Below are 23,849 nucleotides of genomic sequence, written 5' to 3' on the forward strand. Positions count from 1 at the left end.
CTATCGCTGAACCGCAGCGGCTTCGTTCGATGTGTTCGAGCGGTCGGAGAAGCCGATCGCGGCCAGGGCAACGATCGACGCCAGAGCCCACCACACGTAGGCGGAGGCCGCGAATTGGTCCAGCAACGGCCAGCCGAGCCCGCTCCATCGTCCCTCGCCGAGCTTCCAATGTGGCGGATACACCATCAGCGCCAGTCCGACCGCAACCAGAGTCAGGAGCAATGCACTGCGGCGGCGATAGCCGAGGACGGCCAGCACGATGGTGAACGGAACCGCCCACACCCAGTGATGCGACCAGGATACCGGTGAGACCAGCAGGCCGAACATGGCGTTGATCGTCAGGGCCAGCGCAATCTGCCCGGCCGCGAACGCCTTTCGCATTGCGACTGCCGCTATGCCGAGTACCACCACCGACAATGCGATCCACAGGATCGACCGGGGCAGCTCGTCCAATCCCAGGCGCGCGAGTACGCCCGTGATCGACTGGTTCGGCGGGTAGGCCGGGCCACCGATCCGGTCGGAATCGACGATGGTCTCGGTCCAGTACTTCACCGAGTCCGACCACGTCAGCGCGAAGCCGATTGCGGTGAACACGGCAAAACTCAGAACCGAGATCACAGCGGCGCGAAAGTCTTTGCGCAACAGAAAGAACAACACGAACACGGCGGGAGTGAGCTTGACGGCGGCCACGAGACCGATCAGAACCCCTCGCGGCCACGGAGTCTTCTTCGGCAGGCAGTCGAGTGCCACGAACGCCATCAGCACGATGTTGACCTGTCCGTAGTTCAGCGTCGAGGTGACCGGCTCCAGTACGAGCACCGACAACGCGAACACTGCTCCGGCAGTCCACCACACGAGCGTGCGAGGACGAAGTCCGAGCGAGGTGAGGGTGACTACGACGGTGACCAGCAGCAGCAGCATGGACAGCACCGTGACCGCGATCGACGCGGCGTACAGCGACACCGACGACAACGGGCTGAAGATCGCCGCGGCGATCGGGGGATAAGTGAACGGCAGGGTCGTACCGGTCGCGATCGGCGGCAACTGCCCGTAGAGGTCCCCGCCCTCGGCGAACACCTGACCACCGAGTCGATACACGTCCAGATCGAGTCGGTAGTGCTCGCCGAGAGCCCGCAGACCCGGAAAGCCGTTCAGGTGGAACAAGACGCCGACCGCGGCGGCGATCAGGACCACGATCCTGCTCGACGCGGTAGCCCACCACGGCCACCGACGTGGCGTCGGCCCGGCCGGCTCCGATGCCTCGGCGATCGGACGGTTGGTGTCGGGCGATGTCACAACGTGGGCCTTTCGGGGCTGTTCGGATTCGGACTACCGGTACGTGGGGAGGTGTCGGGGCACGCGCTAGGGTGAGCCGCGTGCGCTACTTCTACGACACAGAGTTCATCGAGGATGGTCGCACAATCGAGTTGGTCTCGATCGGTGTGGTTTCGGAGGACGGTCGCGAATTCTATGCGGTGTCCTCCGAGTTCGATCCCGAGCGCGCAGGCCGCTGGGTTCGGCGCAACGTGCTGCCCAAGCTGCCACCGTACTCGTCACCGCTGTGGATGAGTCGGTCTCGAATCCGGGACGAACTACTCGAGTTCCTGGTGCCGCACTACGGTGCCGAGGTCGAATTGTGGGCGTGGGTGGCTGCGTACGATCACGTAGCGCTGTGTCAGCTGTGGGGTTCGATGACCGAGCTGCCCCGTTCTCTGCCGCGGTTCACCCGGGAGTTGCGCCAGCACTGGGAGGATCGAGGCAGCCCCGAGCTGCCGTCGGTTCCCGACGATGCGCACGATGCACTGGCCGATGCACGGCACAATCTGGCGAAGTTCCAGGCGATCGAGGAGTACTCGCACCGCGGGTGAACACCCGTTGTCCTGCGATGACAGTGGTGCGAATATCCTGTACCCGTGAACTGGACTGTCGACGTACCCATCGATCGCTTGCCCGACCTGCCGCCGTTGTCGCCGACGATGCGCACTCGATTGGACGATGCGTTGGCCAAGCCGGCTGCGCAGCAGCCGCAATGGGACCCCGAGCACGCAGCGGACATGCGCAAGGTGCTCGAGAGTGTTCCGCCCATCACCGTCGCCGGTGAAGTGGAGGCGTTGTCGGACAAGCTTGCTGCCGTTGCGCGCGGTGAGGCCTTCCTGCTGCAGGGCGGCGACTGCGCCGAGACGTTCGTGGACAACACCGAACCTCACATCAAGGGCAACATCCGCACGCTGTTGCAGATGGCAGTGGTGCTCACCTACGGAGCGAGCATGCCGGTGGTGAAGGTGGCGCGGATCGCCGGACAGTACGCCAAGCCGCGCTCGTCGAACATCGATGCGCTCGGTCTCCAGTCCTACCGCGGCGACATGATCAACTCGCTGGTGGCCGACGAGAGCGTCCGCGGCCACGACCCGTCGCGACTGGTGCGCGCCTACGCCAACGCCAGTGCCGCGATGAACCTGGTTCGCGCACTCACCGGCGCGGGCATGGCGGATCTGCACAAGGTGCACGATTGGAACCGAGAGTTCGTCGCGCAATCGCCTGCCGGTGCGCGCTACGAGGCGCTCGCGGGTGAGATCGATCGCGGGCTGCGGTTCATGGATGCCTGCGGCGTCTCCGACCCCAACCTGCACACAGCGCAGATCTTCGCGAGCCACGAAGCGCTCGTTCTCGACTACGAGCGGGCAATGCTGCGCCTGGACAACACCGACGATCACCCCAAGCTGTACGACCTGTCGGCTCACTTCCTGTGGATCGGCGACCGCACCCGCCAGCTCGACGGGGCGCACATTGCCCTGGCCGAGCTGATCTCGAACCCGATCGGTCTCAAGATCGGACCTACGACGACCCCCGAGATGGCCGTCGAGTACGTCGAGCGCCTCGACCCGACCAACAAGCCGGGCCGTCTGACGCTGATCTCGCGCATGGGCAACGGCAAGGTCCGCGACATCCTGCCTGCCATCATCGAAAAGGTGCAGGCCACCGGACACCAGGTCATCTGGCAGTGCGACCCGATGCACGGCAACACCCACGAGGCGTCGACCGGATACAAGACGCGGCACTTCGATCGCATCGTCGACGAGGTGCAGGGCTTCTTCGAGGTACACAACGGTCTCGGTACGCATCCGGGCGGAATCCACGTCGAGCTGACCGGCGACGACGTCACCGAGTGCCTCGGCGGCGCGCAGGACATCTCCGATCTGGACCTCGCCGGCCGCTACGAAACGGCCTGCGACCCGCGGCTGAACACGCAGCAGAGCATCGAACTGGCCTTCCTCGTAGCCGAGATGCTCCGCGACTGATTCGGTCGCTACATCCGGCTCAGGGCAGCGAGACGACCATCACCTCGGAGCCCGGTTCCACGTGGGAACCGGCTCCGGGGCTCTGGGTGATCACCAGCGAGCCGTCCGTGTCGACCACCTGACGGACGTCGATGGTCAGGCCGAGGGCTGCGAGCGTGGTACGCGCCGAACCGACCGAACGCCCGAGCAGCGAAGGCACGGTGACGGCGTTGGACACCTCGAGCACGGCGGTGGTTCCCGATCTGACCGTCTGCCCGGCTTCCGGAGTCGTTCCGATTGCCTTGCCGCCGTCGGTCTCGTCGTCGAACGTCTCCCGAACCTCGCCGACGGTGATTCCCACCGATTCGAGCGTTGTGCGGGCCTGGTCGACGCTCTGGCCGCGTACGTCGGGCACCTCGACCGGCGGTGCGCCTTTGCTGCGCAGTACCGTCACCGAGCTTCCGGTGGTCAGAACAGTGCCCGGTGGTGGGTCCAGTGCTGCGACCCCGCCGATGGGAGCGGTGGTGCTGAAGGCCTCGCCGCCGTCGACGGGAGTGAAGGTCCGGTCGCGGAGTTGCTGTTCCATATCGGCGACGGACGCGCTCGCGTCGATCGAGGGGACACTCGGGCTACCCAATGAAACCAGCAGAAATACTGTGTCGCCCTTGGCGATTCGTGATCCACCGGTGGGGTCGGTGCCGATGAGAAGGTCGGTGTCCACCGAGTCGGAGTAGGTTCCGCGCACCGCCGCCTCCAGTCCGGCGGCCTCGACGGCGCTGGTGGCACCGGTGGTGTCGAGCCCGTCGACCATCGGGACGGCGGTGTAACGACCTGACCCCATCCACCAGCCGCCGAAGCCGACGAGCACGGCGAGCAGGGCGACGACGAGCAGCCAGATGACGATCGCACGGCGCGAGCGCTGTCGATCCGCCTCGAAGTCCGGGAAACGGTACTGCCCTCGGCCGGTCGCAGGTGGCTCGGCGGGCGGCGCATCGTCGTCTTCCGGGGCGTACTCGACACCGCGGGAGGTCGGTGACGTGACCACACGGGTGTGGTGCACCCCGTGTTGCGGGGGCGGGGGCGGGGGCGGGGAATCCTGGACCACCTGGGTGCGAGCGGACGGCGCACGATCACCGGCCACCGTCGTCGGTGCTCCTGCGGCCGCGGAGCTCAGATGCTCGGCCGACCGCTTCGGCGCGGGTACTCGGTAGTCGGGCAGCGCCAGCGCCGACGCGGCCCCGCGCAGCGCGCGCGCCATGTCGTCGGCGTTGCGATACCGGTGTTCCGGGGCGCGGACGGTCGCGTGCTGAACCACCTCGTCGAATTGCGGCGGAACGCCCGCGATGAAGGTGGAGGGAAGCGGTACGTCGTTGTCGATGCGCTGATAGGCGATGGACAGCGAGGTGTCGCCGGTGAACGGGGTGCGTCCGGTCAGCAGCTCGAAGAGCACGATCCCGACGCCGTAGACGTCGCTGCTCGCGGACGCCGAGCCGGTGGTGACCTGTTCGGGAGACAGGTACGCGGCGGTGCCCAGAATCACACTGCTGGACGTGACCGTCGAGGCTGCGATGGCACGCACGAGTCCGAAATCGGCGATCTTCACGTCGCCGTCGTCGCTGATCAGAATGTTCTCGGGTTTGATGTCGCGGTGCACCAATCCTGCTCGGTGGGCGACCGCGAGCGCCTCGAGAACCGGCCGAACGACGGCGACTGCCGCGTGTGGTGGCATGGGGCCACGCTCACGCAGGAGCTCGCGTAGGGTTCCGCCCTCGACGAGTTCCATGACCAGGAAGGCGTGCTCGCCGTCCCGCCCGTGGTCGTACACGGCGACGAGGCCTGGATGGCTGAGCCTGGCCACGGCCCGTGCCTCGAACTCGAATCGCTGGACGAACTGCGGATCCTCGGCGAACTTCGGATCCATGATCTTCACCGCGACCGGGCGATCGAGCCTGGTGTCGAGGCCGCGATAGACCGTCGACATACCGCCCCGTGCGATCGGCCCGTCGATACGGTATCGACGATCGAGCATCGAACCCGGTATCACCGAACCTCCTCTCGTCGTCCACTGCTCTGGCTGCTGTGCTGTCCGCTTCGGTGCCGGACCTCTTCTGTGCGGAACTACGACGCCGATCGTATCGGTGCGTCGACCGGCCATCGGCGATCGTGTCGTGCTGTCCCTGCCGGGTCTGCCGTTTTTGAAGTCTGGACGCCGGACCCGTTAACGTTACCTGCGTGAGTGCCATTCCCTATGCCGACGACGTGCTCGATCCGTCGGTGTCTTTGCTGCAGTTCGCCGACGTCGCGAAGATCCTCGACGTCCCCAAGACCCGCGTCGAGCAGCTCGTTCGAGACCGCCAGCTGCTGGCTCTGAAGCGTTCGCGTGTGCCCGGCGTTCCCGAGCAGTTCCTCGACGCGAGGACGGGCTCCATCGTCAAGGGTCTGCCCGGCTTGTTGGCCGTGCTGCACGACGGCGGCTACGAGGACGAAGAAATCCTGCGATGGCTGTTCACCGAAGACGAGAGCTTGCCCGGTGCGCCCGTGGCCGCATTGCACGGTGATCTGATGCGGGAAGTGATCAGGCGCGCACAGGCCATGGCCTTCTAGCGAACGGTCGCACGCTTGAAGCCGGTGACCGCGAACTGTGGAAGTGCGATTCGAGCTCGAGTCCACTGCGGCACCGTCGCCCGCTGGGAGAGCACGCGGTAGCCCTGCGACTCGACCTCGTCCAGAATCCGGCCGTAGAGAATCGACGCCGTACGCATCGACGGACGCACTCGCGGGTCGAGCATGTCGATACCGGCATCGGACGTGCGATAGATCGAGCGGGTGACGGCGATCAGGTGCGCGAGAGCTCGGGTGACCCGGGCATCGACACTGCCCGTCGTGCGACACCACCGGAGCAGTTCCTCGTCGACTCCGAAGGCAGCCAGCTCGTCGGTGGGGAGATAGATTCGATCGCGATCGAGGTCCTCGCCCATGTCCCGAATGAAGTTCGTCAGCTGGAACGCCTCGCCCAGGGCTGCGGCAGGAGGCTCGGCCTCGGACCGTTCGACGACGGTTCCCAGGATCGGCAACATCTGCAGTCCGATGACCGCAGCGGAGCCGTACATGTACTCGCGCAGTTGCTCCATCGTCCGGTAGCGCGAGACGAACACATCGCTGCCAGGAATGTCCATGCGCATCGAGTGCATGAACGCGAAGAAGTAGTCGTGCGGAATGTCGTACCGCAACACGGTGTCGCACAGTGCGCTCAGTACCTGGTCGGTCACGCTGTGCGGCAACGGCTTCCCGGTCAAGGCGTCGCGTACTCGGGATTCGATCGCGTCGAGCTCGACGATGCGGCGAGCGTTGAGCTCGTCCGATCCGACGGCGATGTCGGTGCCTTCGAGGTCGACGATGTCGTCGACCATGCGGGCGAATCCGTACAGCGCGTGCACTGCTGCGCGCTTGTCCGTCGGCAGCAGGCGGGTGGCGAGGAAATAGGTCTTACCGTGCTGGGCGTTGAGCTCGCGACAGATTCGGTACGCCTCGTGCAGCGCCGGATCGATGCCGTCCAGTTCCTTCATCGCGGGAGTCTCATGACGTGGACTCGTCTCCGGATGGTTCGGGTGCGGTGTTCTTGGGCGCGTTCGGCACGGCACGGTGTTCCCTGGATCGGTCCGATCGTAAACGCAGCGGGTCGACGCGCGTCAACGCGAGGGCGGCAACCACGGCAGCGATGACGGCCAGTGCCACGTGCACGATGTTGTACAGGCCGATGGCGCCGTCGGGTTGGAAGACGAGCATGAGCCATGTCGACAGCCCGGTCAGGACCATGAGCGTCGTTCGAGACAGTGCGAAGCCGGCGGCGATCGCCAGCGGCCACGAGTAGTACCAGGGCAGGGCAGCGGGGGAGAGAACGACCGTGGCGACGAGGGCGATCAGAATGCCCTTGACGGCGTTTCGCTCGGACTTGCGGCCCCACCACCAGGCTGCAGCGAGGATGACCACCAGGGCGATCGAGCACAGCAGCCGCATGACGTAGAGAACCGGGTCCAGTCGAAGATCGAGGAACCAGGAGGTACCGACGGTCACCAGGTGCGCGAGAATCGTGGGCAGAGAAAGCCAGTTGATGATCTTCGCCGATCCCGAGAGCGCTGTCAGCCACCCGATTCCCACTCCGGCGACCAGCGAAGAGACCGCGAACACCGCAACGAAGACCGAGGCTCCGATACCCGCGGTCTTCGTGAACACCAGCACCGGCGAGGGCGGCGTTCGACCTTCGGCGCGGGCCTTGTCCCGTACGTGCAACATCCAGATCCAGACCAGGAAGGGCAGTGCCAGGCCGGCGGTCGCCTTGATCGCCACCGCGATCGCCACCAGCGCGATGCCTGCCACGTGGCGATGTTCGAGGGCCAACACGATGCCGGCCGTCATCAGGCCGACCATGAGCAACTCGTTGTGCACCCCGCCGATCAGGTGGATCAGGACCAAGGGGTTGAGCACTGCGAGCCACACAGCCGTGGTCGCTCGGCCGCCGAGGTGCTTTGCCAGCCGCGGAACCGCCCACATCATCAGCGCCAGACCGGGCAGCATGGTCAGGCGCAGGAGCATGGTCCCCGCGATGACGTTGTCGCCCGTCAACGTGGTGATACCGCGCCCGAGTAGCAGGAACAGGGGGCCGTAGGGGGCCGTCGTCGTGGTCCAGACATTGCTGACGTTGTCGAGCAGAACCCCCGGATTGGCAACGGGGCCAACGCCGTACGGATCGAAACCGTCACGGAGCAGGGCACCCTGAGCCAGGTAGGAGTAGGCGTCGCGGCTGAACATCGGTACCGACAGCAACAGCGGTGCCGTCCATGCCGGAACGATCCACCTGAGCTCGCCGACCGTGGTGCGACCGTGCAGGGTCGCTCGCCCGAGCCGGACCCAGGCGGTGATCATCAGCAGTACGCCGACCCAGACGATGATGGTCGACAGTACGAATCCGTGGCCGAATCGCAGCCACGACAGGTGCATCTCCTCGAGCAGTGGATCGCGTCGGCGCACGCTACCTGCGCCGAACCCGCCGAACGTGATGCAGACGGCCCCGACAACACCGAGGATTGCCGCTTTGCCCTCCGGGCTGCGGAGAAAGTTTCCCGTGGCGGTCATTCTCGACGGTCGTGGTGAGGTCGACGACGCGGAGGCGTCGTCCGACGATCGATCCTCGGAGGTGGAGTGCGACGAAATCGAAGACATTGCCGCCTACTCCTCCTCTGCAACGAATTTGTTGTTCGCGATCCACATCTGAAGCCGATGCGTTTTCGCCCGACGCCGAACGATCATGGTCGCAGCAATGAACGCGACCGGCAAACGATCGCGTTCAGCTTAGTTGGTCCGTGCAGTGAATCGAACGAAGCTACCGCCCCGAGCGTCCTGTCACCCGTTCGGCGGCGAGCTTTCCCGACACCAGAACCGTCGGAACGCCCACACCCGGCGTCGTACCGGAGCCGGCGAGAACCACGTTGTCGAGTCCGGCGACCATGTTCTTGCGTCGGAACGGTCCGGTCTGCCGGAACACGTGAGCGGACGAGAACGGCGATCCTTCGATCATGCCCTTCTGCGCCCAGGTCTCGGGTGTGTCGATGTGGTCGAGAACGAATCCGTCCAGAAGTCCCGTGTACCCGCGACCCTCCATCGTCGTCAGTATTTCGCGGAGATAGGGGTGCGCCAATTCCGCCCACGCCAGCGGGGCGCTGTCCAGATTGGGACACGGTGCCAATATCGACACCGGCTCACTGCGAACACCGCCGCGCACCACTTCGAGGTTCGGATCGCTCACCGAAGGCCGGGTAATGAGCAACGAGGGATCGGCCATCAACGATCCCTTGCCCGCTTTGGCGGTGATCCTCCGGAACGTCTCGGCCCATTCGTCGCCGAAGTCGATGGTGTGATGCGCGCGAGCGGGCCACTTCGCGGTCTGTTCGACGGGAACGGTTCCGTGCGCGACGACCGCCGACGGTGAGACGACGCCGTAGCCGTTGTGCCTGCCCTTCTTCGACACCGACGCCCGGTCCAGGAGTCGATCGACCACGGGCAGGTCTGCGGTGAGAACGAGTGCGTCGCAGGCGATTCGATGGCCGGTTGCGGTCAGCACGGAGTCGGCACGCCCGCGGTCGACGGTGATGTCGACGATCTCGGTGCCGAGGTCGAGTGTTCCGCCCGCGGTGACGAACGCGTCGGCCATGGCCCTGGCGATGGCCGCCATGCCGCCCTCGGGGAAGAAGACGCCGAGCGAGGTGTCCATGTGTGCGATGGCCCCGTAGACCGCAAGAGCCTTCTGCGGTGCCATGCCTGCGTAGAGCGCTTGAAACGTGAAGACCCGGCGGAGTCGGGTGTCCTTCAGGAACCTGTCGACACGCGGTCCGAGTCTGCCGAAGCCGCCCAGCTTGATCAGCGTGGCGGTGTCGCGAACGGCGGCCTTCGAACCCACGAGATCGAGCGGGGAATCGAAGTTCGAGTCGATGTACCGGTCGAACTCGGCATCGAAGATGTCGGCCAGCCACCGACGCAGGTTGCGGTATCCCTGCGCCTCGGCGGGCCCGCAGGTCCGTTCGACCTCGGCCGCCATCGCCTCCGGGTCCGAGTAGACATCGATCGACGTACCGTCGGCGTACCGCGTGTGATAAGACGGCGACAGCGCCCTGAGCCGGATCTGCGGAGTCGTCGACTCGAAATCGGCACCTACCGCGGCCAGAGCCTCGAGCACCAGGTTCGGCATGGTCAACACGCTTGCGCCGTTGTCGATGTCGTACAGATGCGAGCCGTCGGTGTCGGACACCGGATACACCCCGACTCGGCCGCCCACGGTCTCGTCTCGTTCGACGATGGTGACCTTCTTGCCTGCTCCGAGCAGATGCAGACCGGCAGCCAATCCAGCCAATCCGGCTCCCACCACGACGACCCGGTCGGTGGGTCCGGCGACCGTGCGAATCGAAGACATGACGCTCACTTTCAGTACTGCCGCTTGATTGCGGCGGTTGCCATGGCGCGCAGGTGCGCGGCAGCGGCCGGCTCGATCGAACTGTTGTCGAGGGTCGCAACCGCCCGAGCGCCGAGCTCGTCGATCTGCCGTTCGACGGCGTCGACTGCTCCGAGTTCGACCAGAATCGAACGAATATCGGCCACTGCCTCGGCGTCCAGTTCGGTGCCGAGGCTGGCCCGGATCATGGCTGCAAGATCGGGCCGGTTCTCGTCGGCGTGCTTCAGTGCCGACGCGATGAGCACGGTGCGCTTGCCCTCGGTGATGTCGTCGCCCGACGGCTTGCCGGTCACCTCGGGATCGCCGAACACTCCGAGCAGGTCGTCGCGCAACTGGAACGCGATCCCGATATCGGCCCCGAAGCTGCGATAGGCAGCGATCAGGTCTTCGTCGGCATCCGCAAGAACTGCGCCGAGGTGCAGCGGTCGTTCCACCGTGTACGCGGCGGTCTTGAAACGATTGACCCGCATTGCAGCCGCCACCCCCTCGTCGGTGCCTGCTTCGGCCTCGATGTCGAGGAGTTGGCCACCCAGGACCTCGGTGCGCATGGCCGACCACACCGGCTGGACCCGGCGTGCCGCGTCGTTGTCGATGCCCGATTCGCGGAGTAGATCGTCGGCCCAGCACAGGGCGAGATCACCGACGAGAATGGCCGCCGACTCGCCGAAGTGGTTCGAGGAGCCGGACCAGCCCGCGTCCCGATGTCGCTGGGCAAAGCCGACGTGCACGGTCGGAAAGCCTCGCCGGGTGCTGGACGAATCGATGATGTCGTCGTGGATCAGGGCACAGGCCTGAATCAGTTCGAGCGCCGAGCAGGCCCGAAGCACTGCGTCGGATCGCGGACCGGTGGGTTCGCCACCCGCACCGAGCCATGCCGTCCAGGCGAACGCGGGGCGCATGCGCTTGCCGCCGCGCAGCACGAACGCTTCGAGATCTGCCACGGCTGCGGGGTAGCCACCGCCGACGGTGTCGACGACCTCGCGGCGCGTGGCGAAGAACTCGGCGAGCTTCGCGTCCACGGCAGCACGCAGCGCCTCCGGTCCTATTGCAGCGGTGGGGGTGTCGACGACGGGCGAGGACAAGTCTCCGGACAGGACGATCCTCCAAGGTGTGCGGTGGGTGCGTCGGAATATGGTTCCCAGACTAGTAGCCGCCCACACCCGTGCGCCGACGTGCAGCGAACACCGACGCCCGGGAGGCCCGACGGGCTGTCCGACGCGCAACCTATGATCTTCGGGTGAGCGAAGAATCAGTCCGGGGGCGGGCGAGCCGAGGGTTCGTGACGAACACGCCGTCCATCGTCGACCGACTGCGCACTGAACCGGACGCCAGAATCCCGTTTTCCGTCGAGTTCTCGCCGCCGCGCGATGCTGCAGCCGAGGCCAGGTTGTGGCGTGCAGTCCGTGAGTTCGAGCAGCTTGCCCCCGCCTTCGTATCGATGACGTACGGTGCCGGAGGCTCGACGCGTGACCGAACGGTGCGCGTCACGGGGCAGATTGCGGAGGAGACCACGCTGCTCCCTGTGGCGCATCTCACTGCCGTTTCGCACAGTGTCGACGAGTTGCGGTCGATGGTCGGGTCATACGCCGACCGCGGCATCACCAACATCCTCGTGCTGCGCGGAGATCCGCCGGGAGATCCGCTCGGTGACTGGGAGAAGCATCCGGACGGCGTCGAGTACGCGGAGGAACTCGTTCGGTTGGTGCGCGATCTCGGCGACTTCCACGTCGGAGTGGCGTCGTTCCCCGAAGGACACCACCGCGCCGACGACCTCGAACAGGACACCAGGTGCCTGGTCGGCAAGCTCCGTGCCGGGGCCGAGTACTCGATCACCCAGATGTTCTTCGATGTGGACGACTATCTGCGTCTGCGCGATCGGGTGTCTGCGTACGACGCCGAGCAGGGTGCAAAGCCGATCATCCCCGAGATCATGCCCATCACCTCACTCCGGTCGGTTCGCCGGATGCTCGAGCTCTCGGGCACCACGCTGCCGTCCTCCCTGGACGAGAAGTTCACTCGCGCAGCCGGATCCGGGCCCGAAGAGGATCGCGCCGCCGTCCGAGAGGTGGGCATCGAACTCGCCACGAACATCGGCGAGCGGCTGATCTCCGAAGGTGCACCCGGTTTGCACTTCATCACGTTGAACTTTGCCCGCGCCACCCGTGAGGTGTTGTGCAACCTGGGTCTCGCGCCCGCGCGGGTGTAGCCGCGTCAGTGCTGCGGTGAGGGCGAGGGGCGAGACTTCCACATCAACGATCCGCGTTGCCTGCGAACGTGCGATTCCGCGACGAGCCCGGTGAAGGCGAGAATCGACACCGGATGCAGCGCAGCGTCCACCACGTCGTAGACGCCGAACCGCGGTCCCGATTCGCGTCGACGCGCGGCCATTCGAGACACGGTGCCCGCGAGGTATCCGGCCCAGCCGATGCGACGCACCGATCCCGAAGCCGTGAGTGCCGCTATCGGCGGCACCAGGTAGATCGCGGCCGACGCCACTGTGGCGGTGGCCGAACCGACCGGGCCGCCGAACTCGTTCCACAGCCACCGGCTGTACCCGGACCGCAGGTCGACAACCGACTGGTACATCCGGCAGCTGACGAACCCCGCTCCCGACACCACCACCGTCGACATGCCTTGCCGGCGCAGGGTGCGTGCCAGATCGAGATCCTCCGTTGCGCTGGCCGCGACGCAGCCGTGGCCCCCGATGGCGCGATAAGCGGCGGCGTCGAATGCCATGAACTGACCACACGCCACTGCCATCGAGGGCAGCAGCATCGAGTTGGCCAGCGGCACGGGAAGAGTGGACATCCAGGACCAGGCGAGCAGCGGTTGAACGAGTCGCTCGGCGACACTGCCGACCAGCTGTTCGGGCCACGGGCACAGCAGCGCCGCAGCCTGCTGTCGTAGCGTCCCCGCAGCGGCCGCCACGGCATCGGGCGCGAGCCGCACGTCGGCGTCGACGAACATGATCAGCGACGCCTGTGCGTCGCCTTCGTCGGCCAGTCTCGCCAGCTCGGCGCAGGCGGCGGCCTTGCCGGTCCAGCCGACCGGGGGAGCGGCATCGGAGGTCACGACGCGAATTCTCGGGTCACCGGCGGCGGCCGTGCGGGCAGCCGACGCCGTTCCATCGCTCGAGTCGTCGTCGAGGACGATGACGTGCAGATCGGTGCACGATCGCTGACGGGTGAGATCGCCGATCAACGAGGGCAGTGTCGTCACCTCGTTACGGGCGGGAATGCAGACGACGATCCGTTCGGTGATGTCCCGATCCGGAGTTCGCAAGCCGGGCGTGAAGCGCGCATTGAGCAGCGACACTGCGGCCGACGCCGTTGCCAGGACGGAGGCGGTCGCCGTCGTTCGTGCGAGGAGTCGGTCGGTCACACCGACGTTCTGTCGGTCGGACTGTCCGCCTCGGGTCCTCGAGGCTGCCGATTGCGCAGCGGTGGGTTGCGCGAGACCCAGGCCATGGCTCCGATGATGGCCGCGACGCCGACGGTCACACCACCGACGATGCCCGCCCAGCCGGCGAAGCTTCTGGTGTTGGGATCGGGGTAGTTGACCTCGGCGCGCACCGACGTCACTTCGCCTGCCGGCAACTTCCAGGAGATGGAGTTGTCGCTCTCGCGGGTGCCGTTCGTGGTTCCGATGCGGGCAGGGAATGCAATGGTGAATTGCACGTCCGAACCCTGAGCCGGAACCGAGGACAGGTCCGCGTTGCCCGCCAGGGTGACGGTGTCACCCGAGCGCTGCAGCTCCAGCTGGAACGATCCGGCAGCGTTCTGGAAGATGGACCCGAGAGTCTGCACATCGCCGAACGAGAGATCGTCGAAAATGGCCTGTGAGCCGACGTATCCGTCCTGGTTGTACGGCTCGACGCGCACCTTGTCCTCGATCGAGGACGGAACCACCAGCTCCGGGCCGGTATCGGAGTCCGATGTCGGCACGCTGGCCGCCACGATCTGGCCCGCCACCCGGTCGTTCGCCGACACCCCCATCGTGACCTGTACCCGCAGGCACCCGGCCAGCAGCGGCGCGACCAGCAGCGCCAGTGCGACCACCGAGAGAACTCTGCGGCGGTGGGTTCGGTGAGATGTTCGCGATGTCGACTGCACAGCGACATCGTGCCAGGGCATCGAGCCGATGTCAGTCGGCAGGGGTTGTCAGCGAGGCGTGTCGGTACCGAGACCGGAGACTGCTGCGCGTGATCGTGGGCGACGCTCGCGGCCACCGATCCACACCAGCGGTACGCCGACCGCGCCCATCACCAGGAACCCGTACACCGCCGAGAATCGAAGTTCCGGACCGTCGAGGAATACGGCATGCGCGAGCGCCGACCCCAGCCACGTCCACAGGAACAGCCCGATCGGTACCGCATCGTCGAACGGTTCCAGCCGGGTGTCGGACGGGCGAAAGCCTCCGATGGCACGGTCGAGCGACTCCACTACCGCCGCCATCAGCGTGGCCACCACGAGCCAGCCGAGGTAGTTGGTCAGCGGGATGGACGGTACCCCTGGCAGGCCGACGGCACCGGCCGTCCACGTCCATTGGCCGTCGGTGACCATCTGCGGATCGAGATAGAGGTCCCAGCCGACCATGCCCACCGCTACCGCCGCGATCCGGAGGCCGGCGGCGCGGACCTGTGTCGTGCCGAGACGGCGAACGACGTAGGTCACCGCGCACCAGATCGGGTAGAAACCGGCCGTCCAGGCCAGCGGGACCACCACGGGCACCTCGAACAGACTGGGACCCAAGCGATTCTGTGCGTAGAAGTATTCGCCGAAAGGGATGCCGGTGGCGGTGCCCACCAGTTCGGATGCGAAACCGGTGCCTGCCGTCACGAGGACCAGAACGGTGGCCCACACCGCTCCTCGGTGCAGCACGGCGTGCAGGATCGACGCGAGTGCCAGCAAGGCGACCACAGCAACCGTCACCGCGTCTCGGGTCGTGCCCGACACCAGTGGGTAGACGATCTGGCAGCCGACAGCAGCGGCCGCCACGACGATCGGTGCGATCCTCATACTCGCCTCCTCCGGAAGAACTCGCGACGGCGTCCGGCGCGGGCGTCGGCAATCGCGATTCGTGCTGCCGACCGACCACTGGCTGCGGTGACCCCGCCACCGGGGTGGGTGGATGCGCCGGTGAGATACAGCCCGTCCGCCCCCGGGACTCGATGACCCGCCAGTTGTGGGTGCGGCCGCCACATCATCATCTGGTCGAGTGACATGTCCAGGTGCATGATGTTGCCTCCGATCAGCCCGAGCTCACGTTCGATGTCGAGCGGAGACTGGACGTGTCGATCCAGCACTGCACCGGCGAACCCGGGTGCGTACCGATCCATTTCGGCCACGATCCGGTCCGCCTCGAACTCGGCCAACGAGCGTTCGCCCGGAACGTTCGAACGCCATTTTCTGCCGTCGGCGAGAGTGTGCGGATGCCACTGCGACCACAGCGAGATCTGATGCTGTCCTGGCGGCGCGATGGTGGGGTCGATGGCACTGAACGACATTCCCAGCACGGCCGGAGTCGGCGGCAGATCACCGGCGAGTGCATGGCCGTGCGCCAGGCGCAGCTGGCTGCGATCGCGCACCAGCAGCGCAAGGCCGTGGGTGCCGTCCTCGATTCGGTCGGCACTGGGATACACCGGAAGGGCGTCGGTGGCCAACCGGACCGCAGTACCGAGTCCCGGACCCACCCGAATCGTGCTGCGCCACCGAGCGATCTGCGTCGCGTCGTGCCCACCGTCGGCGAGCAGGTCGAGCGTGGTCAGGATATGACAACCGGCAACGACGACACGGCTGTCGATCTCTCGACCCGACGCGGTTCTGGTGGTCCAGCCGTGCGGCCGGCGTACGAGCGAGGTCACGGCGTCGCCGAGAGTGAGTTCGGCCCCGTCCCGGTGCAGGCGGGTGATCATCGCCTCGGTCAGCGCACCACTGCCACCGACGGCGCGGCCGGGCGGAAGGGTGTGCATGAGAGCGGCGAAACCGACCATCGGTGCGGTACCCGGCTCGGACATGGGCGGACCCGACTGAGCACCGAACCATGCCAGTGCGGCCTTGAGGCGTTCGCTCGAGAACATCTCGTCCAGCAACGAATCACCGGTGGCGAGAAATTCGCGGGAGAGCATGCTGCCCCCGTCCGGAGCCCCGAGACCCCAGAAGGAGCGGAGCAGCTTCGCCCCGGTCGGCGGCCCGCCGAACGCGCGCATGGTTCGTTCACTACGGGGACCCCAGACCGAGACGAACGTGCGGTAGGCGTTGGCGTCCGCGGCCCCGCACGCGGCGGCGATGGAGTCGCAGGTGCGATCGAGGTCTCGATGGAAGACGAGGGCGCGCTCGTCGGTGTCGACGGCTCCCGGTGCGAACGCCCAGGGATCGCAGTCGATGTAGCGCAGGCCGAACTCTGCGAGGTCGAGCTCCTCGACGATGCCGGTGTGGCGAATCATGATGTGTGCCGACGAACCGCGATCCACTCGATGTCCGGGAAAGCGCTCCACGGTGGATACTGCGCCACCGGCAACGGTGTCGCGTTCGAGAACCTCGACAGACCACCCGGCATCGGTCAGGTAGCAGGCGGAGGTCAGGGCATTGTGGCCGGAGCCCACCACCACAGCGTCGATCACATCTTTCAGGCTACTGGCCCGTCCAGCGGCAACCGGCGACCCAGGACGGCGAAGGGCCGTCGATCGCCCGCGAACCTGAAGTCCCGCAGCACGTCCGCAAAGCCCAGCCGCCGATAGAGCCGCCAGGCTCGATTGTCCTCTCGCGCCACCTCGGGTGTGGACAACATCACGTTGTCCGCGCTCACACCGTCGAGCAACCGACGGCACAGTTGCCCGCCGAGGCCATATCCCTGAGCGCTCGGGAGGACGTGGAGCTCGGTCAGCTCGAAGTAGTTCCCCAACGCGTTCTCGACGCTGTGCGGAGGGTGCCCCGAGCGGCGCAACCCGTCACGAACCTGTTGATGCCACCACTGATGGGGTGCACCGTGGTAGCCGTAGGCAACTGCGACCAGTGAATCGGGCTGGTTCGGGTCGGAGTTCGGGAGCAGCGCTCCGACCGCTCGCCAGCCCGGACGATGCAGATGTTCGCTCCACATCGGTGCCCGGCTCTGCTCGGTTCCGCGTGGGTAACCCATGGCTTCGACGTAGATCGACAGTGCTTCGAGCAGCCGCAGGCGGAATTCCGGGGGCGTCAGATCGACCAGGTACGGCGTTGTCCGCGCATCGGTGACGACTGTCCTCAACCTTTCTTCGGAAACTTGTCGGTGGGCACAGCTATATTGAAAAGCGTCGAACGGGTGTTCGATGATCGGGGCCGAGTGCGCCGGTGGCTTCGACTCGAATCAGGGGTCGAATACTCCGGAGTTCGACTGTAAGGCTTCGTCACGGTTCCGGGCGCGTCAGGTACGCACCGGAGATTCGAACTGGAGGTGTTCGAGTATGACGATCACGAAGGCATTCGATGTCGGCGTGCGGTCGCCGGTGCCGCGTCAGGCCCGGGTTCTGCTCGGTCGGGCCGATGCTCTGTTGTCCGAGTCCATCGGGGAGAGCGATGCGGGTGATCGGTTTCTCGGAAGCTACGCCGCGGCGCTCAAAGGGGCGGCGGCAGTACTGGCGTCGTTGCCGAACTCGATCGGTGCGCGCCCGCGCTCGCGCAACGCGTGGGTGCTGATGGCGAAGGCAGCACCCGAACTCGCAGTCTGGTCGGAGTACTTCGCATCGTTCTCGGCCACCCGCGCCGCGGTCGAAGCGGGCGCGTCGAGCACGATTGCCGATCTCGATGCCGACGATTTCTATCGGCACGTGAGTCGTTTCTTGAACTCGGTCGACGATCGACTCGGCGGTCAGTCACGGTTCGCCTCCGTCGATCCGATGGCCACACCGTTGTCGGCGTAGCTCACCGAGCTGGTCGACGGGTGTGAACTGCCACGTCACGCGGTGTTCGGCCGTAGTTTCCGGGACGCCCGTCTCGAAAACTTCGGCGTTTCTCAGGAACACATCGTGCGAGTAGGTGGTAAGCAGCGGATTCAGCTCGTATCATCGTCACTAGGTAGCCGCCAAGGTCAGCTTCCCGTCGTTTCGCAACAGAAACGACCTTCAATATCAGTGCAGGGGGAGGTACCGTGCCACTCTCCGAGCACGAGCAGCGCATGCTCGATCAGATCGAGAGCGCTCTCTACGCCGAGGATCCCAAGTTCGCGTCTCATGTGAGAGGCGGTCGCGTTCGCGCGGCGTCGAGCAGGAGGCGCTTTCAGGCTGCCGCGCTGTTCGTCGTGGGACTCGTGTTGCTCGTCGCCGGTGTTGCTTTGTCGACGAACAGCTTGGCTTTTCTCGTCGTCAGTCTCATCGGCTTTTTGTTCATGTTCGGTGCCGGGGCACTGTTCCTGTTCGGTGGCTCCAAGAAGGGAGCCGCAGCGACGCCGGACGAAGGTGGCACAACCAACAGTGCTGCCGAAGCCTCCGGTCGTGGTTCCGGACAGAAGTCGAAGGGTGGCCGCAAAGGCGGCAGCTTCACCTCTCGCATGGAAGATCGGTTCCGTAAGAGGTTCGAGCAGGACTGAGTCGTCCGGGTTCCGAACAACCCGCCCGATATCGGTTCGCTCCCACAACTTCACGCGTCACGCACAGCAGCACCTCACCTTCGGGTGGGGTGCTGTTGTCGTTTCCGCCGCTATCGGACCACGTTCCGCGGCCGCCTCTGCCGACCGGCGTCGGAGGCCCGGTGGGGATGGTCGTAGCCGGCGCATGTCTAGCCGCCTCCCCACTTCGCCCCACGATCAGCAAAAGTCCCCACTTTTCCCCACCTGAGCCCCACTTGGTGCATCGAAGCGATGCTTCACGGCCGCCGGTGGCGTGAAATGCCTGGTCGTACCGCTGGATCGGAGGGGTCTGGGTGCCCGCCGTCGGTTCGTGGCTACTTTCCATGGTCGGGTGCTGACCGGCAATTTCAGCAGTCATGCTGTCGCTGAGCTGCGGATATGTGAATTTGCCCAAAGTTTTCACGCTGCGAATGGTTCGAAGTGGGGGAGAGTGGGGTAAAGTGGTCCGCAGCGGAGAGTCGAGGCTGGAGGTGGCGAGTGTTTCTCGGTACCTACACGCCGAAGCTCGACGACAAGGGTCGACTGACGTTGCCGGCCAAATTTCGGGACGCGCTTGCAGGAGGTGTCATGGTGAGCAAGGGGCAGGATTTCAGCCTCGCGGTCTACACCGCGGCAGACTTCGCGGAGCGTTCTCGGAAGCTGACGGCAGCGTCTCGTGCCAACCCGAAAGCCCGCGCCTACGTTCGTCAGTTCTTTTCGGGAACCGACGAGCAGCGGCCGGACGGACAGGGACGCATCACCATCAGCCCAGAGCACCGTCGTTACGCGGGACTCGAACGTAACTGCGTCGTGATCGGTTCGATGGACTTCATCGAAATCTGGAACGACGAAGCATGGGCCCGTTACTCCGCTGAAAACGAGCAGGACTTCTCCGACGCATTCGACGAATCCCTCGGAGGAATCTTGTAGCCCGCCCCGGGTCGCCTGCGAGTGCAGCGAGGCCTCTGCCCGATCAGAACCCTGACGTTCTTCCCCAACGCCAGGTTTCGCAGATCAGGACCCTGACGTTCTTCCCCAACGCCAGGTTCCCTATCGGACAGGGACCTCGAAGCATTCGCACCGGCGTCCGTGGGCAACCCGCACGGCCCGGACCCGGGCGAGACGTACGTACGCACGACCGGGAGGAACCATGACGGAGGGCGACGGGCAGGACGAGAGCGCATCGTCCACCGACCGACCCGATCGTCGATCCGCAGGTCCGTTGCACGTACCGGTTCGACTCGGCCGCGCCGACGAATTGCTCGGCCCCGCACTCGATTCCGCGGACGGCACCCGCGTCATGATCGACGCGACCCTGGGACTCGGCGGTCATGCCGAACACTTCCTCCGAACCTATCCACATCTGCACCTCATCGGACTCGATCGCGATCCCGATGCACTCCGACTCGCCGGATCTCGGTTGGCTCCGTTCGCCGATCGAATCACGTTGGTACACACAACGTACGACGGTATCGCCGAGGCACTCGACGAAGCCGGTCTGCCGGCACTCGATTCCGTGCACGCCATTCTGTTCGATCTCGGAGTGTCGTCGATGCAGCTGGACGAGTCCGATCGCGGGTTCGCCTATTCCGTCGATGCGCCACTGGACATGCGGATGAATCCGACGGTGGGCATCACTGCTGCCGACGTGCTCAACACCTACTCGCACGGTGACATCGCGCGGGTGCTCAGTACCTACGGCGAGGAGCGGTTCGCCGGCAAGATCGCCTCCGCTGTTCTGCGACGACGTGAGCACACGCCGTTCACCACGAGTGGTCCGTTGGTCGAGTTGCTCTACGCCGCAATCCCGGCCGCAACGCGGCGAACCGGTGGGCACCCGGCCAAGCGCACCTTTCAGGCCCTGCGTATCGAGGTCAACGGCGAGCTGGACTCGTTGAAGTCTGCGGTGCCTGCCGGGCTCGAGGCCTTGGCTGTGGGTGGCCGGGTGGTCTTCATGTCGTATCAGTCGCTCGAAGACCGAGTAGTCAAGCAGGAGTTGGCCCCTCGGATCAAGTCCCGTAGCCCCGAGGGGCTGCCGGTCGAGCTTCCCGGAATGGGTCCGGAGTTTCGGCTCCTGACCAGAGGTGCCGAGCGTGCCTCGGATGCAGAAATCGACGTCAACCCACGCTCGGCTCCGGTGAGATTGCGCGCCGCCGAACGGATTGCAAGGAGAGCGGAATGACGGTTCCAGGCACAACCGTTGGAACACAACGCAATCGGGTTCCCGCGACGCGCCCTGAACGTACGGGTAAGGGCGGTGGACGATCGGGCGCCGCGCTTCGTGCGTACGAGCGCAGGCAGCAGCGCGCCTCGATTCACACGTCGGACTCCGCTCGTGGTTCCGGCTCTCGTCGGTCGATCGACGGAGGTGCCATCGCTGCGCGAATTCCGTTCGTTGCCTTGATCATCGGCTTGCTCGCCCTCGGGCTCGGCTTGACGTTGTTGCTCACCACGCGGTCTGCCGGCGACTCCTACGACCTCAGCGCCGCCAAGGCCGTCAACACCGAGCTTGCTCAGCAGCGAGCAGCATTGCAGCGCGATGTCGAGTTGGCGGAGTCGGCTCCCGAATTGGCACGCAAAGCCGCCGGGCTCGGAATGGTTCCGGCCAAGAATCCTGCGCGCCTGATCGTCGCCCCCGACGGCGGCGTACAGGTCGTCGGTACCCCGGCTCCGGCCGACGGTGCGCCGGTTGCTCCGCTCGATCCGGTCGCTCCCGCCGCTGCAGGCGAGGGCACCGTCCCCACGTCGGGATCACAGTCGCAGCAACAGACGCCGCGCAGCGCGTCGCAGCCCAACCGGACCTCGGGAACGGTCGATACTCGTGCCGCCACGCCGAGCGCAAGCAATGGCGCTGGAAACGTTGCTCTTCCTGAACAATTCATTCCCATGAGCATCCCCTCGCTCGAGACACCGTCGACCGAAGCCCCGTCCGCCGCTACCCCTGCGGCTCCGGCCACACAAGAAGCCACGGGTGACGGGCAGTGACCAGGCCTACGCCTGCTCCGGGTCGACGGCCACCGAGCCGAAAGCGTCTCGACTCGTCCACTTTTCGGTTCCGTCACGGCACCGGCAGAGTTCTGATGTACGTGGCGCTGGCCGTCGCGGCAGCGCAGTTGCTGTGGATTCAGGGCTTCGACGGTCCCAGACTGTCGGCCGAGTCGGCGTCGCAGCGCACCACCACCCTTGTCGATCCCGCGATGCGCGGGTCGATCCTCGATCGCAACGGAAATCCGATCGCCTTCACGATGGAGGCGAAAGCGCTGACGTTTCAGCCGGTTCGGGTTCGTAGGGAACTCGACGAGGCCAGGGCGAAGGATCCCACTGCGCCGGAGACCGAGCAGTACCTCGAGGACATTGCCGCGCGCATTCACAACGATCTCGGTGACGTGATCAGCGAGAAGGATCTGCTCGCGAAACTGAAGAGCAACGACGAATTCACCTACCTGGCACGGGGTGTGGATGCCACCGTGGCGTCGAAGATCAGTGCGGATTTCAAGCAGGTAGGGCTGGAGCGTCAGGACATTCGGGAGTATCCCGGCGGATCTCTGGCCGCCAACATCGTCGGTGCCACCGGTTGGGACGGACACGGTCTGCTCGGCCTGGAGGATTCGCTCGACGCGACTTTGGCCGGAACCGACGGTTCGCAGACCTACGACCGTGGGTCCGACGGTGCTGTCATTCCCGGCAGCTGGCGTGACAAGCAGCCTGCAGTCAACGGTTCCAGCGTCGAACTGACCATCGACGCAGACCTTCAGTACTACGTGCAGCAGCAGGTGCAGTTGGCGAAGGACCTGTCCGGAGCCAAGAATGCGTCTGCCTACGTGCAGGATTCACGCACCGGTGAAGTGCTGGCGATGTCGAACGACAACACCTTCAATGCCGGGATCGGTGTCGGTAACAACGAGCGCACCAAGGAGATGGGCAATCTCCCCGTCACCACCCCGTTCGAGCCGGGTTCGGTGAACAAGATCATCACGGCGGCTGCGGCCATCGAATACGGACTCACCACCCCGGACGAGGTGTTGCAGGTTCCGGGCAGCATCTTCATGTCCGGTGTGTCGGTCAAGGATGCGTGGGACCACGGTGTCGCGCCGTACACCACGACCGGCGTGTTCGGTAAGTCCTCCAACGTCGGCACGCTGATGCTGGCGCAACGCGTCGGCGAGGACCGATACGCCGACATGCTCAGCAGGTTCGGCCTGGGCCAGCGCAGTGATGTCGGTCTGCCCAACGAGAGCTCCGGAAGCGTGCCAAGTCGGGATCAATGGTCGGGCGGTACGTTCGCCAACCTTCCCATCGGTCAGGGCCTGTCGATGACGCTGCTGCAGATGACCGGGATGTACCAGGCGATCGCCAACGACGGCGTGCGCATCCCCCCACGCATCGTCGAGGCGACGGTGGACGCGAACGGCCAGCGGACCGAGACCCAGCGGCCGGACGGGGTGTACGTCGTCAGCCCCGATACCGCGAAGACGGTTCGCAACATGTTCCGTTCCGTCACCCAGGACGACACGGGTAACCAGCGCGGGACTGGTGTGGCCGCAGGCGTCGAGGGCTACCAGATCAGTGGCAAGACCGGTACGGCGCAGCAGGTCGATCCGGAATGCAAGTGCTACTCCAACTCGAACTACTGGATCACGTTCGCGGGTATCGCACCCGCCGACGATCCTCGCTACGTGATCGGCATCATGCTCGACGCCCCGACACGCAGCGCCGACGGCTCGGGCGGTCAGTCGGCAGCCCCTCTGTTCCACAACATCGCCAGCTGGATGCTGCAACGGGACAGTGTGCCCATGTCGGCAGACCCCGGACCCAAGCTGGTTCTGCAGGCAGACTGAGTTCCGAACCCGCCGGTTCTTCGAGTCGGGGCGGCAACATCGCGATCCCGGTCGCCGGTAATCTGACACATCGGTTCGGGCGCGTTCGTTCGGCCGCCGCCGCGGCGTGATCGAGCCGGGGCAGGCGCGCGCCCTGCAGTAGAGAGGAAG

The 23,849-nt window shown here is 65.7% G+C and carries 22 protein-coding genes; 11 read left to right on the top strand and 11 right to left on the bottom strand.

What is annotated here, in order from left to right; all coding sequences use genetic code 11:
• Positions 1–1,296, bottom strand: a complete 1,296-nt coding sequence (locus tag CH286_RS19825) for a glycosyltransferase 87 family protein (protein WP_441347128.1) — start codon at positions 1,294–1,296, stop codon at positions 1–3.
• Positions 1,297–1,376: 80 nt separating this feature from the next.
• Between CH286_RS19825 and CH286_RS19830 the strand changes: the two genes are divergently transcribed.
• Positions 1,377–1,868, top strand: a complete 492-nt coding sequence (locus CH286_RS19830) for a polyadenylate-specific 3'-exoribonuclease AS (RefSeq protein WP_032379547.1) — start codon at positions 1,377–1,379, stop codon at positions 1,866–1,868.
• A gap of 45 nt (positions 1,869–1,913) precedes the next feature.
• Positions 1,914–3,299: a class II 3-deoxy-7-phosphoheptulonate synthase gene (locus tag CH286_RS19835; RefSeq protein WP_032379057.1), complete on the top strand. Its 1,386-nt coding sequence runs from the start codon at positions 1,914–1,916 to the stop codon at positions 3,297–3,299.
• 19 nt (positions 3,300–3,318) lie between these two features.
• On the opposite strand, the gene pknB is transcribed toward CH286_RS19835, so the two are convergent.
• Positions 3,319–5,307 carry a Stk1 family PASTA domain-containing Ser/Thr kinase gene (gene pknB, locus CH286_RS19840; protein ID WP_094610173.1) on the bottom strand — a complete coding sequence of 663 codons (1,989 nt, stop codon included), beginning with the start codon at positions 5,305–5,307 and terminating at the stop codon, positions 3,319–3,321.
• A 203-nt stretch (positions 5,308–5,510) separates the two neighbouring features.
• On the opposite strand from pknB, the gene CH286_RS19845 reads away from it, so the two are divergent.
• Positions 5,511–5,882, top strand: coding sequence for an Rv2175c family DNA-binding protein (locus CH286_RS19845; RefSeq protein ID WP_032403938.1), 372 nt, complete (start codon positions 5,511–5,513; stop codon positions 5,880–5,882).
• On the opposite strand, the gene CH286_RS19850 is transcribed toward CH286_RS19845, so the two are convergent.
• Both CH286_RS19850 and CH286_RS19855 read right to left on the bottom strand, forming a co-directional pair.
• Positions 5,879–6,844 (bottom strand): phytoene/squalene synthase family protein, encoded by a 966-nt coding sequence (locus CH286_RS19850; RefSeq protein WP_094610174.1) that lies wholly within the window; start codon positions 6,842–6,844, stop codon positions 5,879–5,881. The genes CH286_RS19845 and CH286_RS19850 overlap by 4 nt on opposite strands.
• Positions 6,845–6,854: 10 nt before the next feature.
• Entirely contained in the window at positions 6,855–8,411 is a 1,557-nt protein-coding gene (locus CH286_RS19855; RefSeq protein ID WP_242640170.1) for an alpha-(1->6)-mannopyranosyltransferase A, read from the bottom strand.
• Here CH286_RS19855 and CH286_RS28280 point away from each other — a divergent pair.
• Positions 8,401–8,550: a hypothetical protein gene (locus CH286_RS28280; protein WP_254925410.1), complete on the top strand. Its 150-nt coding sequence runs from the start codon at positions 8,401–8,403 to the stop codon at positions 8,548–8,550. The two genes, CH286_RS19855 and CH286_RS28280, sit on opposite strands and share 11 nt — an antisense overlap.
• A 108-nt stretch (positions 8,551–8,658) precedes the next feature.
• Here the strand turns inward: CH286_RS28280 and crtI are convergent, their stop codons facing one another.
• A complete protein-coding gene (gene crtI / locus CH286_RS19860; protein ID WP_255182713.1) occupies positions 8,659–10,242 on the bottom strand; it encodes a phytoene desaturase family protein in 1,584 nt (527 codons plus the stop codon).
• An 11-nt stretch (positions 10,243–10,253) separates the two neighbouring features.
• Positions 10,254–11,363, bottom strand: coding sequence for a polyprenyl synthetase family protein (locus tag CH286_RS19865; RefSeq protein ID WP_141215879.1), 1,110 nt, complete (start codon positions 11,361–11,363; stop codon positions 10,254–10,256).
• Positions 11,364–11,560: 197 nt separating this feature from the next.
• Here CH286_RS19865 and metF point away from each other — a divergent pair, with 197 nt between their 5' ends.
• Entirely contained in the window at positions 11,561–12,487 is a 927-nt protein-coding gene (gene metF / locus CH286_RS19870; protein ID WP_032403941.1) for a methylenetetrahydrofolate reductase [NAD(P)H], read from the top strand.
• A 5-nt stretch (positions 12,488–12,492) separates the two neighbouring features.
• Here metF and CH286_RS19875 read toward each other — a convergent pair whose 3' ends face one another.
• From CH286_RS19875 to CH286_RS19895, 5 genes are read right to left on the bottom strand one after another with little or no spacing between them, the layout of a single operon-like run.
• Positions 12,493–13,662, bottom strand: a complete 1,170-nt coding sequence (locus tag CH286_RS19875; RefSeq protein WP_094610176.1) for a glycosyltransferase — start codon at positions 13,660–13,662, stop codon at positions 12,493–12,495.
• Positions 13,659–14,414 carry an LppM family (lipo)protein gene (locus tag CH286_RS19880; protein WP_217902942.1) on the bottom strand — a complete coding sequence of 252 codons (756 nt, stop codon included), beginning with the start codon at positions 14,412–14,414 and terminating at the stop codon, positions 13,659–13,661. The genes CH286_RS19875 and CH286_RS19880 overlap by 4 nt, the downstream gene beginning before the upstream one ends.
• A gap of 27 nt (positions 14,415–14,441) precedes the next feature.
• Entirely contained in the window at positions 14,442–15,299 is an 858-nt protein-coding gene (locus tag CH286_RS19885) for a carotenoid biosynthesis protein (RefSeq protein WP_094610177.1), read from the bottom strand.
• A complete protein-coding gene (locus tag CH286_RS19890) occupies positions 15,296–16,903 on the bottom strand; it encodes a phytoene desaturase family protein (protein WP_094610178.1) in 1,608 nt (535 codons plus the stop codon). The genes CH286_RS19885 and CH286_RS19890 overlap by 4 nt, the downstream gene beginning before the upstream one ends.
• 5 nt (positions 16,904–16,908) lie before the next feature.
• The gene (locus CH286_RS19895) at positions 16,909–17,526 is read right to left on the bottom strand and encodes a GNAT family N-acetyltransferase (RefSeq protein WP_032403944.1); all 618 of its coding nucleotides are present in this window, start codon (positions 17,524–17,526) and stop codon (positions 16,909–16,911) included.
• Positions 17,527–17,722: 196 nt separating this feature from the next.
• Here CH286_RS19895 and CH286_RS19900 point away from each other — a divergent pair, with 196 nt between their 5' ends.
• The 6 genes from CH286_RS19900 (at position 17,723) to CH286_RS19925 (ending at position 23,699) form a co-directional block, all read left to right on the top strand.
• Entirely contained in the window at positions 17,723–18,178 is a 456-nt protein-coding gene (locus CH286_RS19900) for an SAV_6107 family HEPN domain-containing protein (protein WP_094610179.1), read from the top strand.
• 227 nt (positions 18,179–18,405) lie between these two features.
• The gene (locus CH286_RS19905; protein ID WP_032379047.1) at positions 18,406–18,843 is read left to right on the top strand and encodes a DUF3040 domain-containing protein; all 438 of its coding nucleotides are present in this window, start codon (positions 18,406–18,408) and stop codon (positions 18,841–18,843) included.
• 516 nt (positions 18,844–19,359) lie between these two features.
• The gene (mraZ, locus tag CH286_RS19910; RefSeq protein WP_027497352.1) at positions 19,360–19,791 is read left to right on the top strand and encodes a division/cell wall cluster transcriptional repressor MraZ; all 432 of its coding nucleotides are present in this window, start codon (positions 19,360–19,362) and stop codon (positions 19,789–19,791) included.
• 220 nt (positions 19,792–20,011) lie between these two features.
• The gene (gene rsmH / locus CH286_RS19915) at positions 20,012–21,043 is read left to right on the top strand and encodes a 16S rRNA (cytosine(1402)-N(4))-methyltransferase RsmH (RefSeq protein WP_037150852.1); all 1,032 of its coding nucleotides are present in this window, start codon (positions 20,012–20,014) and stop codon (positions 21,041–21,043) included.
• Positions 21,040–21,846 (top strand): hypothetical protein, encoded by an 807-nt coding sequence (locus tag CH286_RS19920; RefSeq protein ID WP_441347129.1) that lies wholly within the window; start codon positions 21,040–21,042, stop codon positions 21,844–21,846. The genes rsmH and CH286_RS19920 overlap by 4 nt, the downstream gene beginning before the upstream one ends.
• Positions 21,843–23,699 carry a peptidoglycan D,D-transpeptidase FtsI family protein gene (locus CH286_RS19925; protein WP_094610180.1) on the top strand — a complete coding sequence of 619 codons (1,857 nt, stop codon included), beginning with the start codon at positions 21,843–21,845 and terminating at the stop codon, positions 23,697–23,699. The genes CH286_RS19920 and CH286_RS19925 overlap by 4 nt, the downstream gene beginning before the upstream one ends.
• Positions 23,700–23,849 lie beyond the last annotated feature (150 nt).

Origin of the sequence: Rhodococcus sp. WWJCD1 (assembly GCF_002258735.1) — a bacterium.
GTDB lineage: Bacteria > Actinomycetota > Actinomycetes > Mycobacteriales > Mycobacteriaceae > Rhodococcoides.

Excerpts from the sequence above, each read along its gene's own strand:
- pknB (WP_094610173.1), bottom strand. The coding sequence starts at position 5,307 with ATGCTCGATCGTCGATACCGTATCGACGGGCCGATCGCACGGGGCGGT.
- rsmH (WP_037150852.1), top strand. The coding sequence starts at position 20,012 with ATGACGGAGGGCGACGGGCAGGACGAGAGCGCATCGTCCACCGACCGA.
- CH286_RS19900 (WP_094610179.1), top strand. The coding sequence starts at position 17,723 with ATGACGATCACGAAGGCATTCGATGTCGGCGTGCGGTCGCCGGTGCCG.
- CH286_RS19885 (WP_094610177.1), bottom strand. The coding sequence starts at position 15,299 with ATGAGGATCGCACCGATCGTCGTGGCGGCCGCTGCTGTCGGCTGCCAG.
- CH286_RS19920 (WP_441347129.1), top strand. The coding sequence starts at position 21,040 with ATGACGGTTCCAGGCACAACCGTTGGAACACAACGCAATCGGGTTCCC.
- CH286_RS19855 (WP_242640170.1), bottom strand. The coding sequence starts at position 8,411 with ATGACCGCCACGGGAAACTTTCTCCGCAGCCCGGAGGGCAAAGCGGCA.
- CH286_RS19850 (WP_094610174.1), bottom strand. The coding sequence starts at position 6,844 with ATGAAGGAACTGGACGGCATCGATCCGGCGCTGCACGAGGCGTACCGA.
- CH286_RS19880 (WP_217902942.1), bottom strand. The coding sequence starts at position 14,414 with ATGCCCTGGCACGATGTCGCTGTGCAGTCGACATCGCGAACATCTCAC.
- crtI (WP_255182713.1), bottom strand. The coding sequence starts at position 10,242 with ATGTCTTCGATTCGCACGGTCGCCGGACCCACCGACCGGGTCGTCGTG.